The organism is Mesorhizobium sp. B2-6-4, from assembly GCF_006441495.1.
In the GTDB taxonomy this organism is placed as follows: domain Bacteria; phylum Pseudomonadota; class Alphaproteobacteria; order Rhizobiales; family Rhizobiaceae; genus Mesorhizobium.
Window position 1 is genome coordinate 104,758 of record NZ_VFUE01000014.1, and the last position, 15,448, is coordinate 120,205.

The following is a 15,448-nucleotide window of genomic DNA, read 5'->3' on the forward strand; positions in this document are numbered from 1 at the left end:
TCAGACCGGCTTCTTGCCGAAGACGCGGATATATTCGGCGACGCCGCCCTTGGCGAGCGCCTTGGCCTGCTTGACCCAGTCGTCTCGCTCGATGCGGCCGCGGAAGGAGAGATAGCTGTCCACCCACTCCCGTTCGGCCTTCTTCCAAGACGCAACCTGGGCGAAGGTGAAGATGCCGAGCGAATGCAGGATGCTCTCGGTCCTCGGGCCGACGCCGGAGATCAGCTTGAGATCGTCGACCAGCGCCGGCCTGGCGATGCCGGCCGGCCGGTTCTTGTCTTCCAACGAAGGCTTGGCCGCTTTGGCGGGAAGCTTGGTTTCCGGCGACTTGAACGCGGAAGCCGGCTCAGCCTTGTTCAGGGGGCCGCTGCGCGGCTTCAAAACTTTCTCGACCTCGGGCGCCGCCTTGTTGGCGTTTGTCGCCGAGTGGCGGGGAGCCGCGACGCTCGCCGCTTTTTCCGTTGCTGACGCGACCTTGGCCGGCGACGGCGTTTTCAGCGCCGGGCTGGTTTCAGCCGCATCGGTTTTCGGCTTGCTGGCATTGGACGGCGCGACAGGGGTGGCGGCCGGCGTTGGCACCGGCGCCGCGATGATCGCGTCGGGTGCCGCCTTGGCGGCCTTGGCGGCTTCCCTGGCCTCCCTGTCACGGGTCGACTTGAGGATCGCCTTCTCGCTTTTCAGCGTCGTGAGGCCGGCGGCCGGCTCCGAGCCGGTGCGGCCGTTCTGCGGCCCCGGCGTCACCGAGGCCCCCTTGCCCGCATCGTAGAGATCAATGATTTCGGCCAGCCGTTCCGGCGTCAGGTCTTCGAACGTGTCCTTGAAGATCATGACCATCGGCGCGTTGACGCAGGCGCCGAGGCATTCGACCTCTTCCCACGACAGCGTTCCCTTGTCGTTGGTGTGGAACTGGTCATGGTGGATCTTGGAGCGGCACACGTCCATCAGCGCTTCCGAGCCGCGCAGCATGCAGGGCGTGGTGCCGCAAACCTGGATGTGCGCCCGCGTGCCGACAGGATTCAGCTGGTACTGCGTGTAGAAGGTCGCGACCTCGAGCCCGCGGATGCGCGGCATGCCGAGCATGTCCGAAATCGTCTCGATCGCCGCCTTGGTGACCCAGCCTTCCTGCTCCTGCGCCAGCATCAGCAGTGGAATGATCGCAGACTGTTCCCGGCCCTTCGGGTACTTCTTGATCCATTGCTTGGCCGCGGCCGCGTTCGCCCGGTTGAAGGCGAAGGATGCTGGCTGGACGCTGGCTTCTGCGAGACGACGGACTGACATTTAGCGATCGACCTCACCAAACACGATGTCGAGGGAGCCGAGGACGGCGGTGACGTCGGCCAGCATGTGACCGCGGCACAGGAAATCCATGGCCTGGAGATGCGCGAAACCGGGCGCGCGCAGCTTGCAGCGATAAGGCTTGTTGGTGCCGTCGGAGACCAGATAGACGCCGAACTCGCCCTTGGGCGCCTCGACCGCCGCATAGACCTCGCCGGCCGGCACGCGGTAGCCCTCGGTGTAGAGCTTGAAGTGGTGGATCAGCGCTTCCATCGAGCGCTTCATCGCCTGGCGCTTTGGCGGCACGACCTTGCCGTCGAGGTTCGACACCGGCCCGGCGCTTTCCTTGCCGAGCAGGAGATCGATGCACTGGCGCATGATCTTCGCCGACTGGCGCATCTCTTCCATGCGCACGAGGTAGCGGTCGAAACAGTCGCCGTTCTTGCCGATCGGAATATCGAAATCGAGCTCCGAATAGCATTCATAGGGCTGCGATCTGCGCAGGTCCCAGGCAGCGCCCGAGCCGCGCACCATGACGCCGGAAAAGCCCCAGGCCCAGGCGTCGGCCAGCGAAACCGTGCCGATATCGACATTGCGCTGCTTGAAAATGCGATTGCCGGTCAGCAACTGATCGAGGTCGTCGATCGACTTCAGGAACGGATCGATCCACTTGCCGATGTCCTCGAGCAGCTTCTGCGGCAGGTCCTGGTGAACGCCGCCCGGACGGAAATAGGCGGCATGCATGCGCGAACCCGAGGCGCGCTCATAGAACACCATCAGCTTTTCGCGCTCGACGAAGCCCCACAGAGGCGGCGTCAGCGCGCCGACGTCCAGCGCCTGCGTCGTCACATTGAGGATGTGCGACATGATGCGGCCGATCTCGCAGTAGAGCACGCGGATCAGCTGACCGCGCTTCGGCACCTCGATGCCGAGCAGGCGCTCGGCGGCCAGTGCGAAGGCATGCTCCTGGTTCATCGGCGCGCAATAGTCGAGCCGGTCGAGATAAGGCACTGCCTGCAGGTAGGTTTTGTGCTCGATCAGCTTTTCGGTGCCGCGATGCAAGAGCCCGATATGCGGATCGACACGATCGACCACTTCGCCGTCCAACTCCAGAACCAATCTCAAAACACCATGCGCGGCAGGGTGTTGCGGTCCGAAGTTGATGTTAAAATTGCGGACGGAGGTTTCAGCCATTACTGCTTTGCCTTCTCATCCCCTGGCAGCACGTAATCGGTGCCTTCCCACGGGGACAGAAAATCGAAATTGCGGAATTCCTGCTTCAGTTCCACCGGCTCGTAGATGACGCGCTTGGCTTCGTCGTCGTAGCGCACCTCGACGAAGCCGGTCAGCGGGAAATCCTTGCGCAGCGGGTGACCGTCGAAACCGTAGTCGGTGAGGATGCGCCGCAGATCGGGGTGGCCCGAAAACAGCACGCCATAGAGATCGTAGGTCTCGCGCTCGAACCAGTCGGCGCCGGGATAGACGCCGGTGATCGACGGCACCATCGTCTCCTCGTCGGCCTGCACCTTGATGCGGATACGCACATTCTGCTTCGGCGACAACAGGTGATAGACGACGTCGAAGCGCTTGGCCCGCGACGGATAATCGGCGCCGCAGACATCGATGACCGAGATGAATTGGCAGCGCGGATCGTCGCGCAGGAAAGTCACCACTTCGATCAGATCGCGCGGTTCGACATGGATGGTGAGTTCGCCATAGGCGAACACTGCTTCATTGACGCGGCCAATCAATTTTTCGCCGAGATAGGTCGACAGTTCGCTCAGGGATGCGGCCATGGATTTACCGTTCGATCGTGCCGGTGCGGCGGATCTTCTTCTGCAGCAGAAGAATGCCATAGAGCAGCGCTTCGGCGCTCGGCGGACAGCCGGGCACATAGATGTCGACCGGCACGATGCGGTCGCAGCCGCGCACCACCGAATAAGAATAGTGGTAATAGCCGCCGCCATTGGCGCAGGAGCCCATCGAGATGACGTAGCGCGGCTCCGGCATCTGGTCGTAGACCTTGCGCAGCGCCGGGGCCATCTTGTTGGTCAGCGTGCCGGCAACGATCATGATGTCGGACTGGCGCGGAGACGCGCGAGGAGCAACACCGAACCGCTCCGAATCGTAGCGCGGCATCGAGGTGTGGATCATCTCGACGGCGCAGCAGGCGAGGCCGAAGGTCATGAACATCAGCGAGCCGCTGCGCGCCCAGGTGATCAGCGCCTCGGTCGAGGTGACGAGAAAGCCCTTGTCGGCGAGTTCGTTGTTGATTTCGAGGAAGAACGGATCATCGGACCCAACCGGCCTGCCGGTATTGGGATCGATCAGACCCTTGGGCTTCGGCGCGACGAGCGTGCCGGAACTGTCGCTCAATCCCATTCGAGCGCTCCTTTTTTCCATTCATAGGCAAAGCCGATGGTCAGCACCGCCAAAAACACCATCATCGACCAGAAACCGAGCATGCCGATTTTCGAGAACGACACCGCCCACGGAAACAGGAAGGCCACTTCCAGGTCGAAGATGATGAACAGGATCGACACCAGGTAGAAGCGGATGTCGAACTTCATACGGGCGTCATCGAACGAGTTGAACCCGCATTCGTAGGCGGAAAGCTTTTCCGGGTCGGGATTGCGATAGGCCACCAGGAACGGCGCCACGATAAGCGCGACGCCGACAGCCGCCGCCACTGCGATAAACAGGACGATGGGCAGGTACGAACTGAGAAGTGCGTTCATGCTGCGGCTTTCCGTTGGCGCCAATCCATTTTGATTACAGCACCAGACCCTATTGCGGAAGCGTGACAGTTTAACCGCTGAACCGTTTTAAGGGGCCTTTGCTGCAACGCGGCGAGGGTTAGCGCAGCGCTTCCGGCGAAGCAAGTCAAACCTTGTTCAAAACACTGGCCTGGACGGCAGAAGGGAAGAAACTGGTCCGATCCGCTCCTGTTTGATTTCCTTCGCTTTTTACTCCACTTTTCTCTCCTGACAGAGTTGCCGCCAAAACCCTGCTAGCATGGCCGGAATCAACCGTCCGAACGACGCTCAACAAGCCATCAGAGTCGCATCCGAATGAAGGAAAAGATCTCGCTTGCCACGGCCCGGCGCATCGCGCTCGCCGCCCAAGGGTTCACTGATCCCCGCCCCGCCGGCACGCCCGACCGACGCCACTTCGCCCGCGTGCTCTCGCGTACCGGCCTGCTGCAGATCGATTCCGTCAGCGCGGTGGTGCGCGCTCACTACATGCCGCTCTATTCGCGCCTTGGTCCCTACCCGTTCGCCTTGCTCGACAACGCCGCCGTCACGCGCAAGCGCACGGTTTTCGAATACTGGGCGCACGAGGCTTCCTTCCTGCCGGTCGAGACCTATCCCCTGATGCGTTGGCGCATGCAGCGCGCGGAGCGTGGCGATGAAATGTATCTGGGTCTCGCCAAATGGGGCCGCGAGCACGCCGCCTATATCGAAGAGATCTACCGCGAGGTCGCGGAGCGCGGCCCGATCGCCGCCTCCGCGCTCGAAGGCCAGAAAGGGTCCGGCGGCTGGTGGGGCTGGAGCCACGCCAAGCATGCCTTCGAATGGCTGTTCTGGGCAGGACGCATCACCACCGCGCACCGCCGTGGCTTCGAACGCTTCTACGATCTGCCCGAGCGCGTGCTGCCGCAGGCGATCCTCGATCTGCCGGTGCCGTCAGCCGAGGACGCGCATCGGGAATTGCTGCGGATATCCGCCCGCGCTCATGGCGTCGCGACAGCAAGCGACCTGCGCGACTATTTCCGCCTGTCGCCGGCCGACATGAAGGGCCGGCTGGAGGAGCTGGTTGAAACAGGCGAGCTGGTGCCGGTGCGTGTCGAGGGCTGGAACAAACCGGCTTACCTCCATAAGGAGGCCCGTATTCCACGAAAAATCGAGGCCCGCGCCTTGCTGGCGCCGTTCGATCCGGTCGTTTTCGAGCGCTCGCGCACGGAGCGGCTGTTCGATTTCCACTACCGCATAGAAATCTACACCCCTGCCGAAAAACGGCAATACGGCTATTACGTCCTGCCGTTCCTGCTCGGCGACAGGATCGTGGCGCGCGTCGACCTCAAGGCCGACCGGCCGGCCAGCGTGCTACGCGTCCACGCGGCCTATGCCGAGCCCGGCGCGCCGCCTGAAACCGCCGCGCAACTCTTCCAGGAATTGACGCAGATGCAGGGCTGGCTCGGCCTCGAACGGATCGAGGTTACGCCCGCCGGCGACCTTGGGCAGCCGCTCGCCGACATTGCCGTGTCGTAGACGCGCGTTGACACCGCCGCCTGCAAGAGCCTAAATCCATTCCAGACGGTCTCCTCTCGGCAAAGGGAGGAGCCAAGAGGGAATGCGGTGCGAAATCTCGATTTCAAATCCGCGGCTGTCCCCGCAACTGTAAGCGACGAGCCAAGGCCGAAAACCACTGGGACGGTCCCGGGAAGGCGGCACGAAGGCGATGACCCGCGAGCCAGGAGACCTGCCGTCTGAGACATAAGAATCCGATCGCCCGGCGGGTTTTCCGGGCAAGGAGCCCGATTTGGAACGCGACAGCAGTTTCCCGGCTGAAACAGCGGACATTTTGTCTGGCGATAGCGACTTGTCTGGCGATAGCGACGCCTTGGCCGGCGTCACTGTCATCATCTGCGCTTCCTGCCGCGACGAGACCGGTTCCGATGCCCATCCCCGCGCCGGCGAAGTTTTGGCTCAAGATACGCGCCAAGCCGCAACGGCCGACAATGTCCGTGTCCGCACCGTCGAATGCCTCGGCAACTGCAAGCGCCGTCTCAGTGCCGCGATTCTTCGCGACGGCTGCTGGAGTTATGTCTTCGGCGACCTGAACATCGCCAGCGGCGCCGATCTCGTCACCGGCGCGAAACTCTTCGCCGCTTCGACCAACGGCCTCATTCCGTGGCGTGGTCGCCCGGATTCCCTCAAGCGCGGCCTCGTCGCCCGCATTCCTCCCCTCGACATGCTGAAGGACTGATCATGACCGCCGCAGTTTCCGCCGCCACTCTCTCCCGCGTCCCCTGTACCGTGGTCACCGGCTTCCTGGGTGCCGGCAAGACCACGCTGGTCCGCCATCTCCTGGAGAACGCGGGCGGCAAGCGGATCGCCATCATCGTCAACGAATTCGGCGACATCGGAATCGACGGCGAGATCCTCAAGGGCTGCGGCATCGACACCTGCCCGGAGGAAAACATCGTCGAACTGGCCAATGGCTGCATCTGCTGCACCGTCGCCGACGATTTCGTCCCGGCGCTCGACCAGATCCTGTCGCTGACGCCGAAGGTCGACCACATCCTGATCGAGACCTCAGGCTTGGCTCTGCCCAAGCCGCTGGTCCAGGCCTTCCAGTGGCCGACAGTGAAGAGCCGGGTGACAGTCGACGGCGTAATCGCCGTGGTCGACGGTCCGGCATTGGCCGAGGGGCGCGTCGCCAACGACATGGACGCCCTGCAGGCGCAACGCGCGCAGGACCAGACACTGGACCACGACGACCCCGTCGAGGAGGTGTTCGAGGACCAGATCGCCTGCGCCGACCTCATCATCCTGTCGAAGAGCGACCTGATGGATGCCGCAGGTTCGGCTCGCGCCAACGCCATCATTGGCGAACACTCCGCCCGCGCCGTGAAGGTCGTGCCGACGGCTCATGGCAAGGTCGATCCGTCCGTGCTGCTCGGGCTAGGCCTCGCCGTCGAGGACGACATCGAGAACCGCAAGTCCCATCATGACGGCGCCTTCGACCACGAGCACGACGACTTCGATACGTTCATCGTCGACATCCCCTCGATCGCCAACCCGGACGACCTGGCAAAGCGCGTCGCGACCGCCGCCGAACAGGAGAACGTGCTGCGGGTGAAAGGCTTCGTCGAGGTCGGCGGCAAGCCGATGCGGCTTTTGCTCCAGGCCGTTGGTCCGCGCGTCAATCATTACTACGACCGCGCCTGGACGGCTGACGACGACCGCCGCTCGCGCCTGGTCGTCATCGGCCTCAAGGGGCTGAACCGCCCGGCGATCGAGCATATCCTCGCCGGCTGAGGCAACACCGACCGCGATGCACATCCTCACCACCACATCCGCCTCGCTCGACGATCTCGCCGAGCCGGTCGATCTGCGGCAGACGCCGGCGGAAATGGTGGCGCTGTCCTTCACGGACAGCGACCTGGCCGGACTGGCAGCGGCCTGGAAAGGCGACGCCGATCGGCTGCCCACGATGCGGCTGGCCGCGCTGCGCGACCTGCGCCACCCCATGTCTGTCGACCTCTGGATCGACAGCGTCGCCCGTAACGCCAAAGTCATTCTGGTGCGTATTCTCGGCGGTTACGAGTGGTGGCGCTACGGCTGCGACCAGTTGGCCGTGGTTGCCCGTGAGCGCGGCATAAAGCTGGCACTGCTTCCCGGTGAAAGCCACGACGAGGATATCAGGCTGATCGAAGCCTCGACGCTGCCGCGCGAGGAACTGGACGGGCTGCTCAATTATTTCCGCCAGGGCGGCCCGGCCAATATGAGCGCGCTGGTGCGCAGGCTGGCGCGGTTGGCGGGGTCTGATGCCGAACTTGCCGAACCGGTTAGCGTGCCGAAAGCCGGGTTTTATGAGCCGGGGCGCGGAGTCGTGGAGAAGCCGCACTTATCGAATGTTGACGATCCTACACACCCCCCTCTGTCCGGCAGGACATCTCCTCCGCAAGGGGGGAGATCGGCTGTCATCAAGGCCGGCTCCTCTTCTGTCCCCTTGGACAGGGATTTATCTCGACCATCCGCGATAGGCGAAATCGTCGATGAAAGAGCAATCTCCCCCCTTGCGGGGGAGATGTCCGGTAGGACAGAGGGGGGTGTGACGGAACTCGACGCCGGCAACGTCAACCCACCCGTGATTCCCGTCCTCTTCTACCGCTCGATGCTGCTCGCCGCCGATGTCGCGCCGATCGACGCGCTTTTCGAGGCGCTACGGCAGCGCGGCATGCTCCCGGTGCCGATCTTCGTCTCCAGCCTGAAAGACCCGGAATCTCTGGCTTTTGTTGAAACCGCGATTGCCCAGCCCGCCGCCATCATCACTGCGACCGCGTTCGCGTCCGGCGCCGAACCCGGCGTCGAGACCCTGTTCGACCGCGCCGGCGTGCCGGTCTTCCAGGTGATCGTCGCCACCACCCGCCGCGACGTATGGGAGAAGAACCAGCGCGGGCTTGCGCCCGCCGACCTCGCCATGCATGTCGTGCTGCCCGAACTCGACGGCCGCATCCTGGCCGGCGCCGTTTCGTTCAAGGGCGAGAGCGAGACCGACCCGGCGCTCGGCCACCGCGCCTTTGCCAACCGGCCGGAACCCGATCGCGTCGAACAGGTGGCGGACCGGGTCGCGGCCTTCATCAGGCTTCGGGAGACGCCCCGCGCGGAGCGCAAGCTCGCTATCCTGATCCCCGATTACCCAAGCGCTCCCGGCCGCACCGGCTATGCGGTCGGGTTGGACGTGCCGTCCAGCGTGCTGGCGATGCTGCACGACCTCAAGGAACAGGGCTATGCGGTTGAAGGGATCCCGCAATCGCCGCGTGCGTTGCTGGATTTGCTGGAGTCCGGCAAGGCCGGGCTGGGGCTGGATGAGTACCTTGCCCTCTCAACGGAATTGCCGGGCGCAGCAATTGCTGCCGTAGAAGCAGCTTGGGGCAAAGCCGAAGGCGAGACAGGTTTGCGCGAGGCACCCCCCTCTGTCCTGCCGGACATCTTCCCCGCAAGGGGGGAGATTACGCCGTCATCTCTGTCTTCGCCAATCTCCAACGTTGCAAGAGTAGCTCCAGCGTCGAAACTGCCAATCTCCCCCCTTGCGGGGGAGATGTCCGGCAGGACAGAGGGGGGTGTTCAAGCGCTGCCCGCCGCCAAATTCCCCTTCCGCGCCGCGACCTTCGGCAACATCACCGTGGCGCTGGCTCCAGACCGCGGCCGCTCGGCCGACCGCCGCGCCGACTATCACGACCCGACGCTGCCGCCGCGCCATGCGTTGCTCGCCTTCGGCCTGTGGCTGCGCAAATTGCTCGGCGTCCATGCGCTCATCCATGTTGGCGCGCATGGCACGCTGGAATGGCTGCCGGGCAAGACGGTTGCGCTTTCGCAAAGCTGCTTCCCCGAGATCGTCACCGGTCCCCTGCCCGTCATCTATCCCTTTATCGTCTCCAATCCCGGCGAGGCGGCGCAGGCGAAGCGGCGGATCGCCGCCGTCACGCTCGGCCATCTGCCGCCGCCGCTGACCGGCGCCGGATTGGACGAGAACCAGCACAGGCTCGAACGGCTGGTCGATGAATACGCCCAGGCTGACGGTCTCGACCGCCGCCGCCGCGACCGTCTGGCCAGTCTGATCGTCGAAACCGCGCAGACCACGGGCCTCGCCGCGGAGGCCGGCGTTGCCCGCACCGACGCGCCGGACGAGGCCCTGCGCCGCATCGATGCCTGGCTCTGCGACCTCAAGGATTTCGCCATCAAGGACGGGCTGCATGTCTATGGCCGTGCGCCCGAGAACGAACCCGACGCCATGCGCCGGCAAAGCGCCGGAACCGAAAAAGCCGCCCTTCTTGCCGCGCTCGACGGCCGTCATGTCACGGCGGGCCCGTCCGGCGCGCCCGCGCGCGGCCGTTCCGACGTTCTGCCCACCGGCCGCAACCTGTTCACGTCGGACCCGCGCGCCATGCCGACGCCGACGGCTTACGACATCGGCAAGGCTGCTGCCGAGGAAGTGGTGCGCACCTATATGCAATCGCATGGCGACTGGCCGCGCTCGCTGATCATCGACCTTTGGGGTTCGGCGTCTTTGCGCACCGGCGGCGAGGAGATCGCGCAGGGGCTTTCGCTGATGGGCTGCCGCCCGCAATGGGATGCCGCCACAGGTCGCGTCACCGGCATCGAGGTGTTGGCACCGGCAGCGCTTGGCCGCCCGCGCGTCGACGTCACCTGGCGCATATCGGGCCTGTTCCGCGACATGTTCCCGACCCAGATCGCGCTGATCGATGCCGCTGCCAACGCCGTTGCCGCGCGCGACGAGGACGATTCGGAAAATCCGCTCGCCGCAAGGACCCGCGCCGAGGGCAAGATCAGCCCGCGCATCTTTGGCACCTCGCCTGGCACTTACGGCGCTGGCGTCGAGGAAATCCTGTCGAGCGGCGACTGGGCGGCGCGCGAGGAAATCGGCCGCGCCTATCTCGATGCCACGTCGCATTCCTATGGCGGCGCCGGCGGTGAGGGGATCGCCGCGCCCGGCGCATTCGAGAACCGCATCGCCGAAGCCGATCTTCTCGTCCACACCGGCGACGATCCCGGCCGCGACATCCTCGAAGGCTCCGCCGATGTCGCTTTCATCGGCGGCTTCTCGGCCGCCCTTGCAGCGCTTGGCAGGAATGCCGACGTCATCGTGCTCGACACGACCGATCCGCAGAGGCCGAAGCCGCGTTCACTTAGTGAGGCCGTGACGCGCGTCGTGCGCGCCCGCGCCGTCAACGCCCGCTTCATAGCGGGCCAGATGCGCCACGGCCCGCGCGGCGCCTCGGAATTCGCCGAAACGGTCGACCGGCTGGTTGGCTTCGCCGAAACCACGCAGGCGATACCGGACGCGCTGATAGAGGCCGTGCACGATGCCTATCTCGGCGACGCGGACGTCCGCGCCTTCATCCTGCGCGAAAACCCGGCCGCCGCGAAAGCCATTGCCGAACGCCTCCTGTCGGCGCGACGGCGGGGCCTCTGGCATCCCTTGCGCAATTCGATCGACGACGACCTCGCGGCACTGATTGCCGAGGCACGGGAGTTGGCGGCATGAACGCCTACTCCCGACGCGGCGCCTGCCCGGCCCTTTCGGCGCCGATGCAGACCGGCGACGGCCTGCTGGTGCGGCTCAACCCGGTCGCCGGAGGCCCATCTTCTGGCGGATTGTCGCCGAAGCTTCTGATCGGGCTGGCAGAATCCGCCCTGCGGCACGGCAACGGCATCATGGAAGTGACAGCGCGCGGCAGCTTGCAAATACGCGGATTGACCACGCAAAGTGCAACCCTGCTGGCGAAGGAAGTCGATGCGCTGGGCATTGTGGTCCGCACTGGCGTACCAGTGGAGACCGGACCACTGGCCGGCATCGATCCGCAGGAGATCGCCGACCCCAGGCCGCTGGCTGATCGGATCAGGGAAGCGGTCGAGGACGCCGGGCTGACGCAGCGGCTCGGGCCGAAGGTTTCGGTCGTTGTCGACGGTGGCGGGCAACTCACGATGGATGCTGTGACGGCCGACGTGCGGCTGAAGGCGGCGAGCACCGAGGCGGGAATCCGCTGGCGGGTGTCGGTTGCCGGTGACGGGCGGAATGCAAGGCTGCTCGTAACGGTCGATGCAGACGCCGCGCGCGACATTGTCGTAGCTGCGCTGAGAATGGTTGCCGAGAAAGGCCGCGACGCTCACGCAAGGGATTTGTCGGAGCGGCAGTTGGTGTCTCTGGCGGGTTGGCTATGCCTGACAAGTTTGCGCGAGGCGCCCCCCTCTGTCCTGCCGGACATCTCCCCCTCAAGGGGGGAGATTACGTGGTCACCGACGGTTTCGCCAATTTCCGGTGCTGCTAAAGAAAAGCCGACGTCGAAGCCGCCGATCTCCCCCCTTGAGGGGGAGATGTCCGGCAGGACAGAGGGGGGCGCCTCGCGCAAACCTATCGGCCCTTTCCCCTTAGCCGGCGACGTCCCCACTCTCGGCATCGGTCTCCCCTACGGCAGCATGCCCGCCGAAAGGCTCATCGCCCTCGCTCAAAGCGCTCTCACCCTCGGGACGTCGGAAATCCGCCTCGCCCCGGGCCGCGCCCTGCTCTTCCTCGGCCAGCCACCAGCCGCCAATCCTTCCCTCCAACTCACCGCCGCCACCCTCGGCTTCGTCACCTCCCCCACCGACCCGCGCACGCGCATCGCTGCTTGTCCCGGCGCGCCGGCTTGCGCCTCGGGTCGCATCGCCACGCGCGACATCGCCGAGGCGATTGCCACCGAAAACGCCGATAGTCTCGACTTCACCTTGCATGTTTCGGGCTGCGCCAAGGGCTGCGCGCATCCCGGCCCAGCGGCGCTGACTGTGGTCGGCGGCGAAAATGGAGCCGGACTTGTCGTGAACGCGACGGCAAAGGCCCTTCCTGCCGGTTACAGGCCGGGCTATGACGCCGCGCGCGGCATCGGCCGCGTCGCGGCGGCAATCCGCAGCGCACGCTATCAGGGCGAGACCGCCGCCGCCTGCCTGACAAGGCTGGGGCCGGCCGGCATCGCAGAGGCTTATCGACAGGAATGACAATGGTCGCCTACGACTACATCCACGACGGCACGGCGATCTACGAACGCTCCTTTGCCATCATCCGCGCCGAGGCTGATCTCGCGCGCTTTTCCGAAGCAGAGGCCGATGTCGCGGTCCGCATGATCCATGCCTGCGGCCAAGTGGAAGCCGCCAAGAATTTTGTCTTCTCCAGCGATTTCGTTTCCGCCGCACGGGCCGCGCTTGCCGCCGGCGCGCCGATCTTCTGCGACGCCGAAATGGTCTCGCACGGCGTCACCCGCGCCCGCCTGCCTGCCGGCAACGAGGTGATCTGCACCTTGCGCGACCCGCGCACGCATGAAATCGCCAAGACGATCGGCAACACACGTTCTGCCGCCGCGATCGACCTGTGGGGCGAGCGCATCGCCGGTTCGGTGGTGGCCATCGGCAATGCGCCGACCGCACTCTTTTATCTTCTGGAGAAGCTGCGCGACGGTGCGCCGAAACCGGCCGCCATCATCGGCATGCCGGTGGGCTTCGTCGGTGCCGCCGAATCGAAGGACGCGCTGGCGCAGAATTCCTACGGCGTACCCTATGCAATCGTGAGCGGCAGGCTTGGCGGCAGCGCCATGACCGCGGCAGCCCTCAATTCTCTCGCGAGGCCCGGCCTGTGAACGCGCTCCCCAAAACCGGCTCGAGGGGCCGCCTGGTCGGCGTCGGTACCGGTCCCGGCGACCCGGAACTGTTGACGCTGAAGGCCGCGCGTGCGCTGGCCGAGGCCGATGTGGTGGCGTATTTCGCCAAGCGCGGCAACAACAGCAATGCGCGCGCCATCGTCGAGACGCGCTTCCGACCCGACATGCTGGAGCTGCCGTTGCTCTATCCCGTGACCACGGAGATCGACAAGGATCACGACGATTACCGCGCGCAGATATCGGCCTTCTACGAGGAGTCCGCCGAGACCGTTGCCGGTCATCTGGATGCCGGTAGGATGGTCGCCGTGCTGTCGGAAGGCGATCCGCTCTTTTATGGCTCCTACATGCATCTGCATGTGCGCCTCGCCCATCGTTTTCCGACCGAGGTCATTCCCGGCGTTACCGCCATGTCGGGCTGCTGGTCGGCGACCGGCCTGCCGATCGTTCAGGGCGACGACGTGCTGACCGTGCTGCCGGGCACGATGAGCGAGTTCGAACTGACCCGGCGCCTCGCCGACACCGATGCCGCCGTTATCATGAAGGTCGGCCGCAACCTGCCCAAAATCCGGCGGGCGCTGGAGGCCACCGGCAAGCTGACACGCGCCGTCTATGTCGAGCGCGGCACCATGCCGGGCAGCGTCTCGATGCGGCTCACCGACAAGCCGGACGACAAGGCGCCCTATTTCGCCATTGTGCTCGTTGCCGGCTGGTCCGGACGCCCTGTCGCGTCGGCGGGTGGCGCATGAGCGGCCGCCTCACTGTCATCGGGCTCGGACCTGGCAACGCCGATCAGGTGACGCCGCAGGCGAGCCACGCCGTCGCCGAGGCAAGCTTCTTCTACGGCTACAAGCCCTATCTCGACCGGCTGGAATTGCGCCCGGACCAGACCCGCATCGCCTCCGACAATCGCGAAGAGCTTGCCCGCTCCAACGAGGCGCTGGCGAAGGCGGCCGAAGGTCACAATGTCGCCGTCGTCTCCGGGGGCGATCCAGGCGTCTTCGCCATGGCGGCGGCCGTCTGCGAGGCGATCGAAGCCGGCCCCTCCGAATGGCGCGCGATCGATCTCGCAATCGTGCCTGGCGTCACCGCCATGCTCGCTGTCGCTGCCCGCATCGGGGCACCGCTCGGCCATGATTTCTGCGCCATCTCGCTGTCCGACAATCTGAAGCCATGGGACTTGGTCGAACTGCGCCTGCTGGCGGCCGCCGGCGCCGGCTTCGTCATCGCGCTTTACAATCCCATCAGCAAGGCGCGCCCCTGGCAGCTTGGCCGCGCCTTCGAATGTCTGAAGGCCATTCTGCCGGGCACCACGCCCGTTATATTCGGCCGTGCCGCAGGCCGGCCCGATGAGCGCATCGAGGTGTTCCTGCTGGCGGATGCCGATGCCGACAAGGCGGACATGGCAACCTGCATCATCATCGGTTCGCCGGAAACCCGGATCATCAGGCGCGGTAACAGGCCGGCGCTGGTTTACACGCCGCGCTCCGCGGCAGGCTCGACAAGATGATCGACCATGTCGGCAAGCTGATCAACGGTCGCAGCCGAAGGAACCTCCGGCAGCGCAGGCCTGCGCACCATGACGACGTCGAGGCCAAGCGCCCGCGCCGCGGCGATCTTGCCATAAGTCGCCGCGCCGCCGCTGTTCTTGGATACGACGATGTCGATGCCGTGCCGCTGGAGCAGCGTGCGTTCCTCCGCCTCGCGAAACGGCCCGCGCGCCAGGAGATAGGTGGCATCGGGCACTGCCAGCTTCGGCTCGACCGGATCGACGCTGCGGATGAGATAATGGTGCTGGGGCGCGGCTTCGAAAGCCGCGACCTCCTGCCGGCCGAGAGCCAGGAATACACGGCGCGGCGCCGGTCCAAGCGCCTGCACGGCATCGCCTGTCGTATAGACCTGCGTCCAGCGATCGCCCTCGACAGGCTCCCAGCCGGGACGGCGCAGAGCGACGATCGGCACCCCGGCCATGCGCGCGGCCTGCGCCGCATTGGCGGAAATTCGCGCCGCGTAGGGATGCGTGGCGTCGATCAGCAGCTCGATGCTTGTCTCCTTGAGATAGGCGGCCAGACCATCGGCGCCGCCAAACCCTCCACTGCGTACCGGCACGCCCTGCGTCACCGGGCTTTCGGTGCGGCCCGCCAGCGACAGCATCACCGAGTGACCGGCTGCCAGTTTTCCAGCCAGTTGCCGGGCTTCGGTGGTTCCGCCGAGGATCAGAATGCGGTGGGTCAT

13 protein-coding genes, 1 pseudogene and 1 riboswitch are annotated in these 15,448 nt (G+C 65.3%); of the genes and pseudogenes, 8 read left to right on the plus strand and 6 right to left on the minus strand.

Features of this window, described 5'->3' with window-relative positions; genetic code table 11:
• From FJ426_RS20410 to FJ426_RS20430, 5 genes are read right to left on the minus strand one after another with little or no spacing between them, the layout of a single operon-like run.
• A complete protein-coding gene (locus FJ426_RS20410) occupies positions 1-1,278 on the minus strand; it encodes an NADH-quinone oxidoreductase subunit E (protein WP_140495579.1) in 1,278 nt (425 codons plus the stop codon).
• Positions 1,279-2,469: an NADH-quinone oxidoreductase subunit D gene (locus FJ426_RS20415; RefSeq protein WP_140495578.1), complete on the minus strand. Its 1,191-nt coding sequence runs from the start codon at positions 2,467-2,469 to the stop codon at positions 1,279-1,281.
• Complete coding sequence (locus tag FJ426_RS20420; protein WP_140495577.1) at positions 2,469-3,071, minus strand: NADH-quinone oxidoreductase subunit C; 603 nt, start codon at positions 3,069-3,071, stop codon at positions 2,469-2,471. Before FJ426_RS20420 ends, FJ426_RS20415 begins: the two co-directional genes overlap by 1 nt.
• A gap of 4 nt (positions 3,072-3,075) precedes the next feature.
• Positions 3,076-3,657, minus strand: coding sequence for an NADH-quinone oxidoreductase subunit B (locus FJ426_RS20425; protein ID WP_140495576.1), 582 nt, complete (start codon positions 3,655-3,657; stop codon positions 3,076-3,078).
• Positions 3,648-4,013 carry an NADH-quinone oxidoreductase subunit A gene (locus FJ426_RS20430; protein ID WP_140495575.1) on the minus strand — a complete coding sequence of 122 codons (366 nt, stop codon included), beginning with the start codon at positions 4,011-4,013 and terminating at the stop codon, positions 3,648-3,650. Before FJ426_RS20430 ends, FJ426_RS20425 begins: the two co-directional genes overlap by 10 nt.
• A gap of 333 nt (positions 4,014-4,346) precedes the next feature.
• Here FJ426_RS20430 and FJ426_RS20435 point away from each other — a divergent pair, with 333 nt between their 5' ends.
• The 8 genes and pseudogenes from FJ426_RS20435 (at position 4,347) to FJ426_RS20470 (ending at position 14,723) form a co-directional block, all read left to right on the plus strand.
• Entirely contained in the window at positions 4,347-5,546 is a 1,200-nt protein-coding gene (locus FJ426_RS20435) for a winged helix-turn-helix domain-containing protein (RefSeq protein WP_140495574.1), read from the plus strand.
• Positions 5,547-5,575: 29 nt separating this feature from the next.
• Positions 5,576-5,780, plus strand: a riboswitch (cobalamin riboswitch).
• 37 nt (positions 5,781-5,817) lie between these two features.
• Complete coding sequence (locus tag FJ426_RS20440) at positions 5,818-6,264, plus strand: DUF1636 family protein (RefSeq protein WP_140495573.1); 447 nt, start codon at positions 5,818-5,820, stop codon at positions 6,262-6,264.
• A gap of 2 nt (positions 6,265-6,266) precedes the next feature.
• On the plus strand, positions 6,267-7,319 hold the full coding sequence (gene cobW / locus FJ426_RS20445) for a cobalamin biosynthesis protein CobW (protein WP_140495572.1): 1,053 nt from the start codon (positions 6,267-6,269) through the stop codon (positions 7,317-7,319).
• Positions 7,320-7,335: 16 nt separating this feature from the next.
• Positions 7,336-11,073 carry a cobaltochelatase subunit CobN gene (locus tag FJ426_RS20450; RefSeq protein WP_140825512.1) on the plus strand — a complete coding sequence of 1,246 codons (3,738 nt, stop codon included), beginning with the start codon at positions 7,336-7,338 and terminating at the stop codon, positions 11,071-11,073.
• Positions 11,070-12,639: pseudogene (cobG, locus tag FJ426_RS20455) on the plus strand (precorrin-3B synthase). Before FJ426_RS20450 ends, cobG begins: the two are co-directional and overlap by 4 nt.
• A complete protein-coding gene (locus tag FJ426_RS20460) occupies positions 12,563-13,195 on the plus strand; it encodes a precorrin-8X methylmutase (RefSeq protein WP_140559575.1) in 633 nt (210 codons plus the stop codon). The pseudogene cobG and the gene FJ426_RS20460 overlap by 77 nt, the downstream one beginning before the upstream one ends.
• Positions 13,192-13,962 (plus strand): precorrin-2 C(20)-methyltransferase, encoded by a 771-nt coding sequence (locus FJ426_RS20465; protein WP_140521148.1) that lies wholly within the window; start codon positions 13,192-13,194, stop codon positions 13,960-13,962. Before FJ426_RS20460 ends, FJ426_RS20465 begins: the two co-directional genes overlap by 4 nt.
• Positions 13,959-14,723 carry a precorrin-3B C(17)-methyltransferase gene (locus tag FJ426_RS20470; RefSeq protein ID WP_140495567.1) on the plus strand — a complete coding sequence of 255 codons (765 nt, stop codon included), beginning with the start codon at positions 13,959-13,961 and terminating at the stop codon, positions 14,721-14,723. Before FJ426_RS20465 ends, FJ426_RS20470 begins: the two co-directional genes overlap by 4 nt.
• On the opposite strand, the gene FJ426_RS20475 is transcribed toward FJ426_RS20470, so the two are convergent.
• Entirely contained in the window at positions 14,687-15,448 is a 762-nt protein-coding gene (locus FJ426_RS20475; RefSeq protein ID WP_140559574.1) for a cobalt-precorrin-6A reductase, read from the minus strand. The genes FJ426_RS20470 and FJ426_RS20475 overlap by 37 nt on opposite strands.

What these genes read in the sequence shown, in the direction of transcription:
- FJ426_RS20420 (WP_140495577.1), bottom strand. Translation starts at nt 3,071, where the DNA reads ATGGCCGCATCCCTGAGCGAACTGTCGACCTATCTCGGCGAAAAATTG.
- cobW (WP_140495572.1), top strand. Translation starts at nt 6,267, where the DNA reads ATGACCGCCGCAGTTTCCGCCGCCACTCTCTCCCGCGTCCCCTGTACC.
- FJ426_RS20410 (WP_140495579.1), bottom strand. Translation starts at nt 1,278, where the DNA reads ATGTCAGTCCGTCGTCTCGCAGAAGCCAGCGTCCAGCCAGCATCCTTC.
- FJ426_RS20470 (WP_140495567.1), top strand. Translation starts at nt 13,959, where the DNA reads ATGAGCGGCCGCCTCACTGTCATCGGGCTCGGACCTGGCAACGCCGAT.
- FJ426_RS20430 (WP_140495575.1), bottom strand. Translation starts at nt 4,013, where the DNA reads ATGAACGCACTTCTCAGTTCGTACCTGCCCATCGTCCTGTTTATCGCA.
- FJ426_RS20450 (WP_140825512.1), top strand. Translation starts at nt 7,336, where the DNA reads ATGCACATCCTCACCACCACATCCGCCTCGCTCGACGATCTCGCCGAG.
- FJ426_RS20460 (WP_140559575.1), top strand. Translation starts at nt 12,563, where the DNA reads ATGGTCGCCTACGACTACATCCACGACGGCACGGCGATCTACGAACGC.
- FJ426_RS20415 (WP_140495578.1), bottom strand. Translation starts at nt 2,469, where the DNA reads ATGGCTGAAACCTCCGTCCGCAATTTTAACATCAACTTCGGACCGCAA.
- FJ426_RS20425 (WP_140495576.1), bottom strand. Translation starts at nt 3,657, where the DNA reads ATGGGATTGAGCGACAGTTCCGGCACGCTCGTCGCGCCGAAGCCCAAG.
- FJ426_RS20435 (WP_140495574.1), top strand. Translation starts at nt 4,347, where the DNA reads ATGAAGGAAAAGATCTCGCTTGCCACGGCCCGGCGCATCGCGCTCGCC.
- FJ426_RS20475 (WP_140559574.1), bottom strand. Translation starts at nt 15,448, where the DNA reads ATGACCCACCGCATTCTGATCCTCGGCGGAACCACCGAAGCCCGGCAA.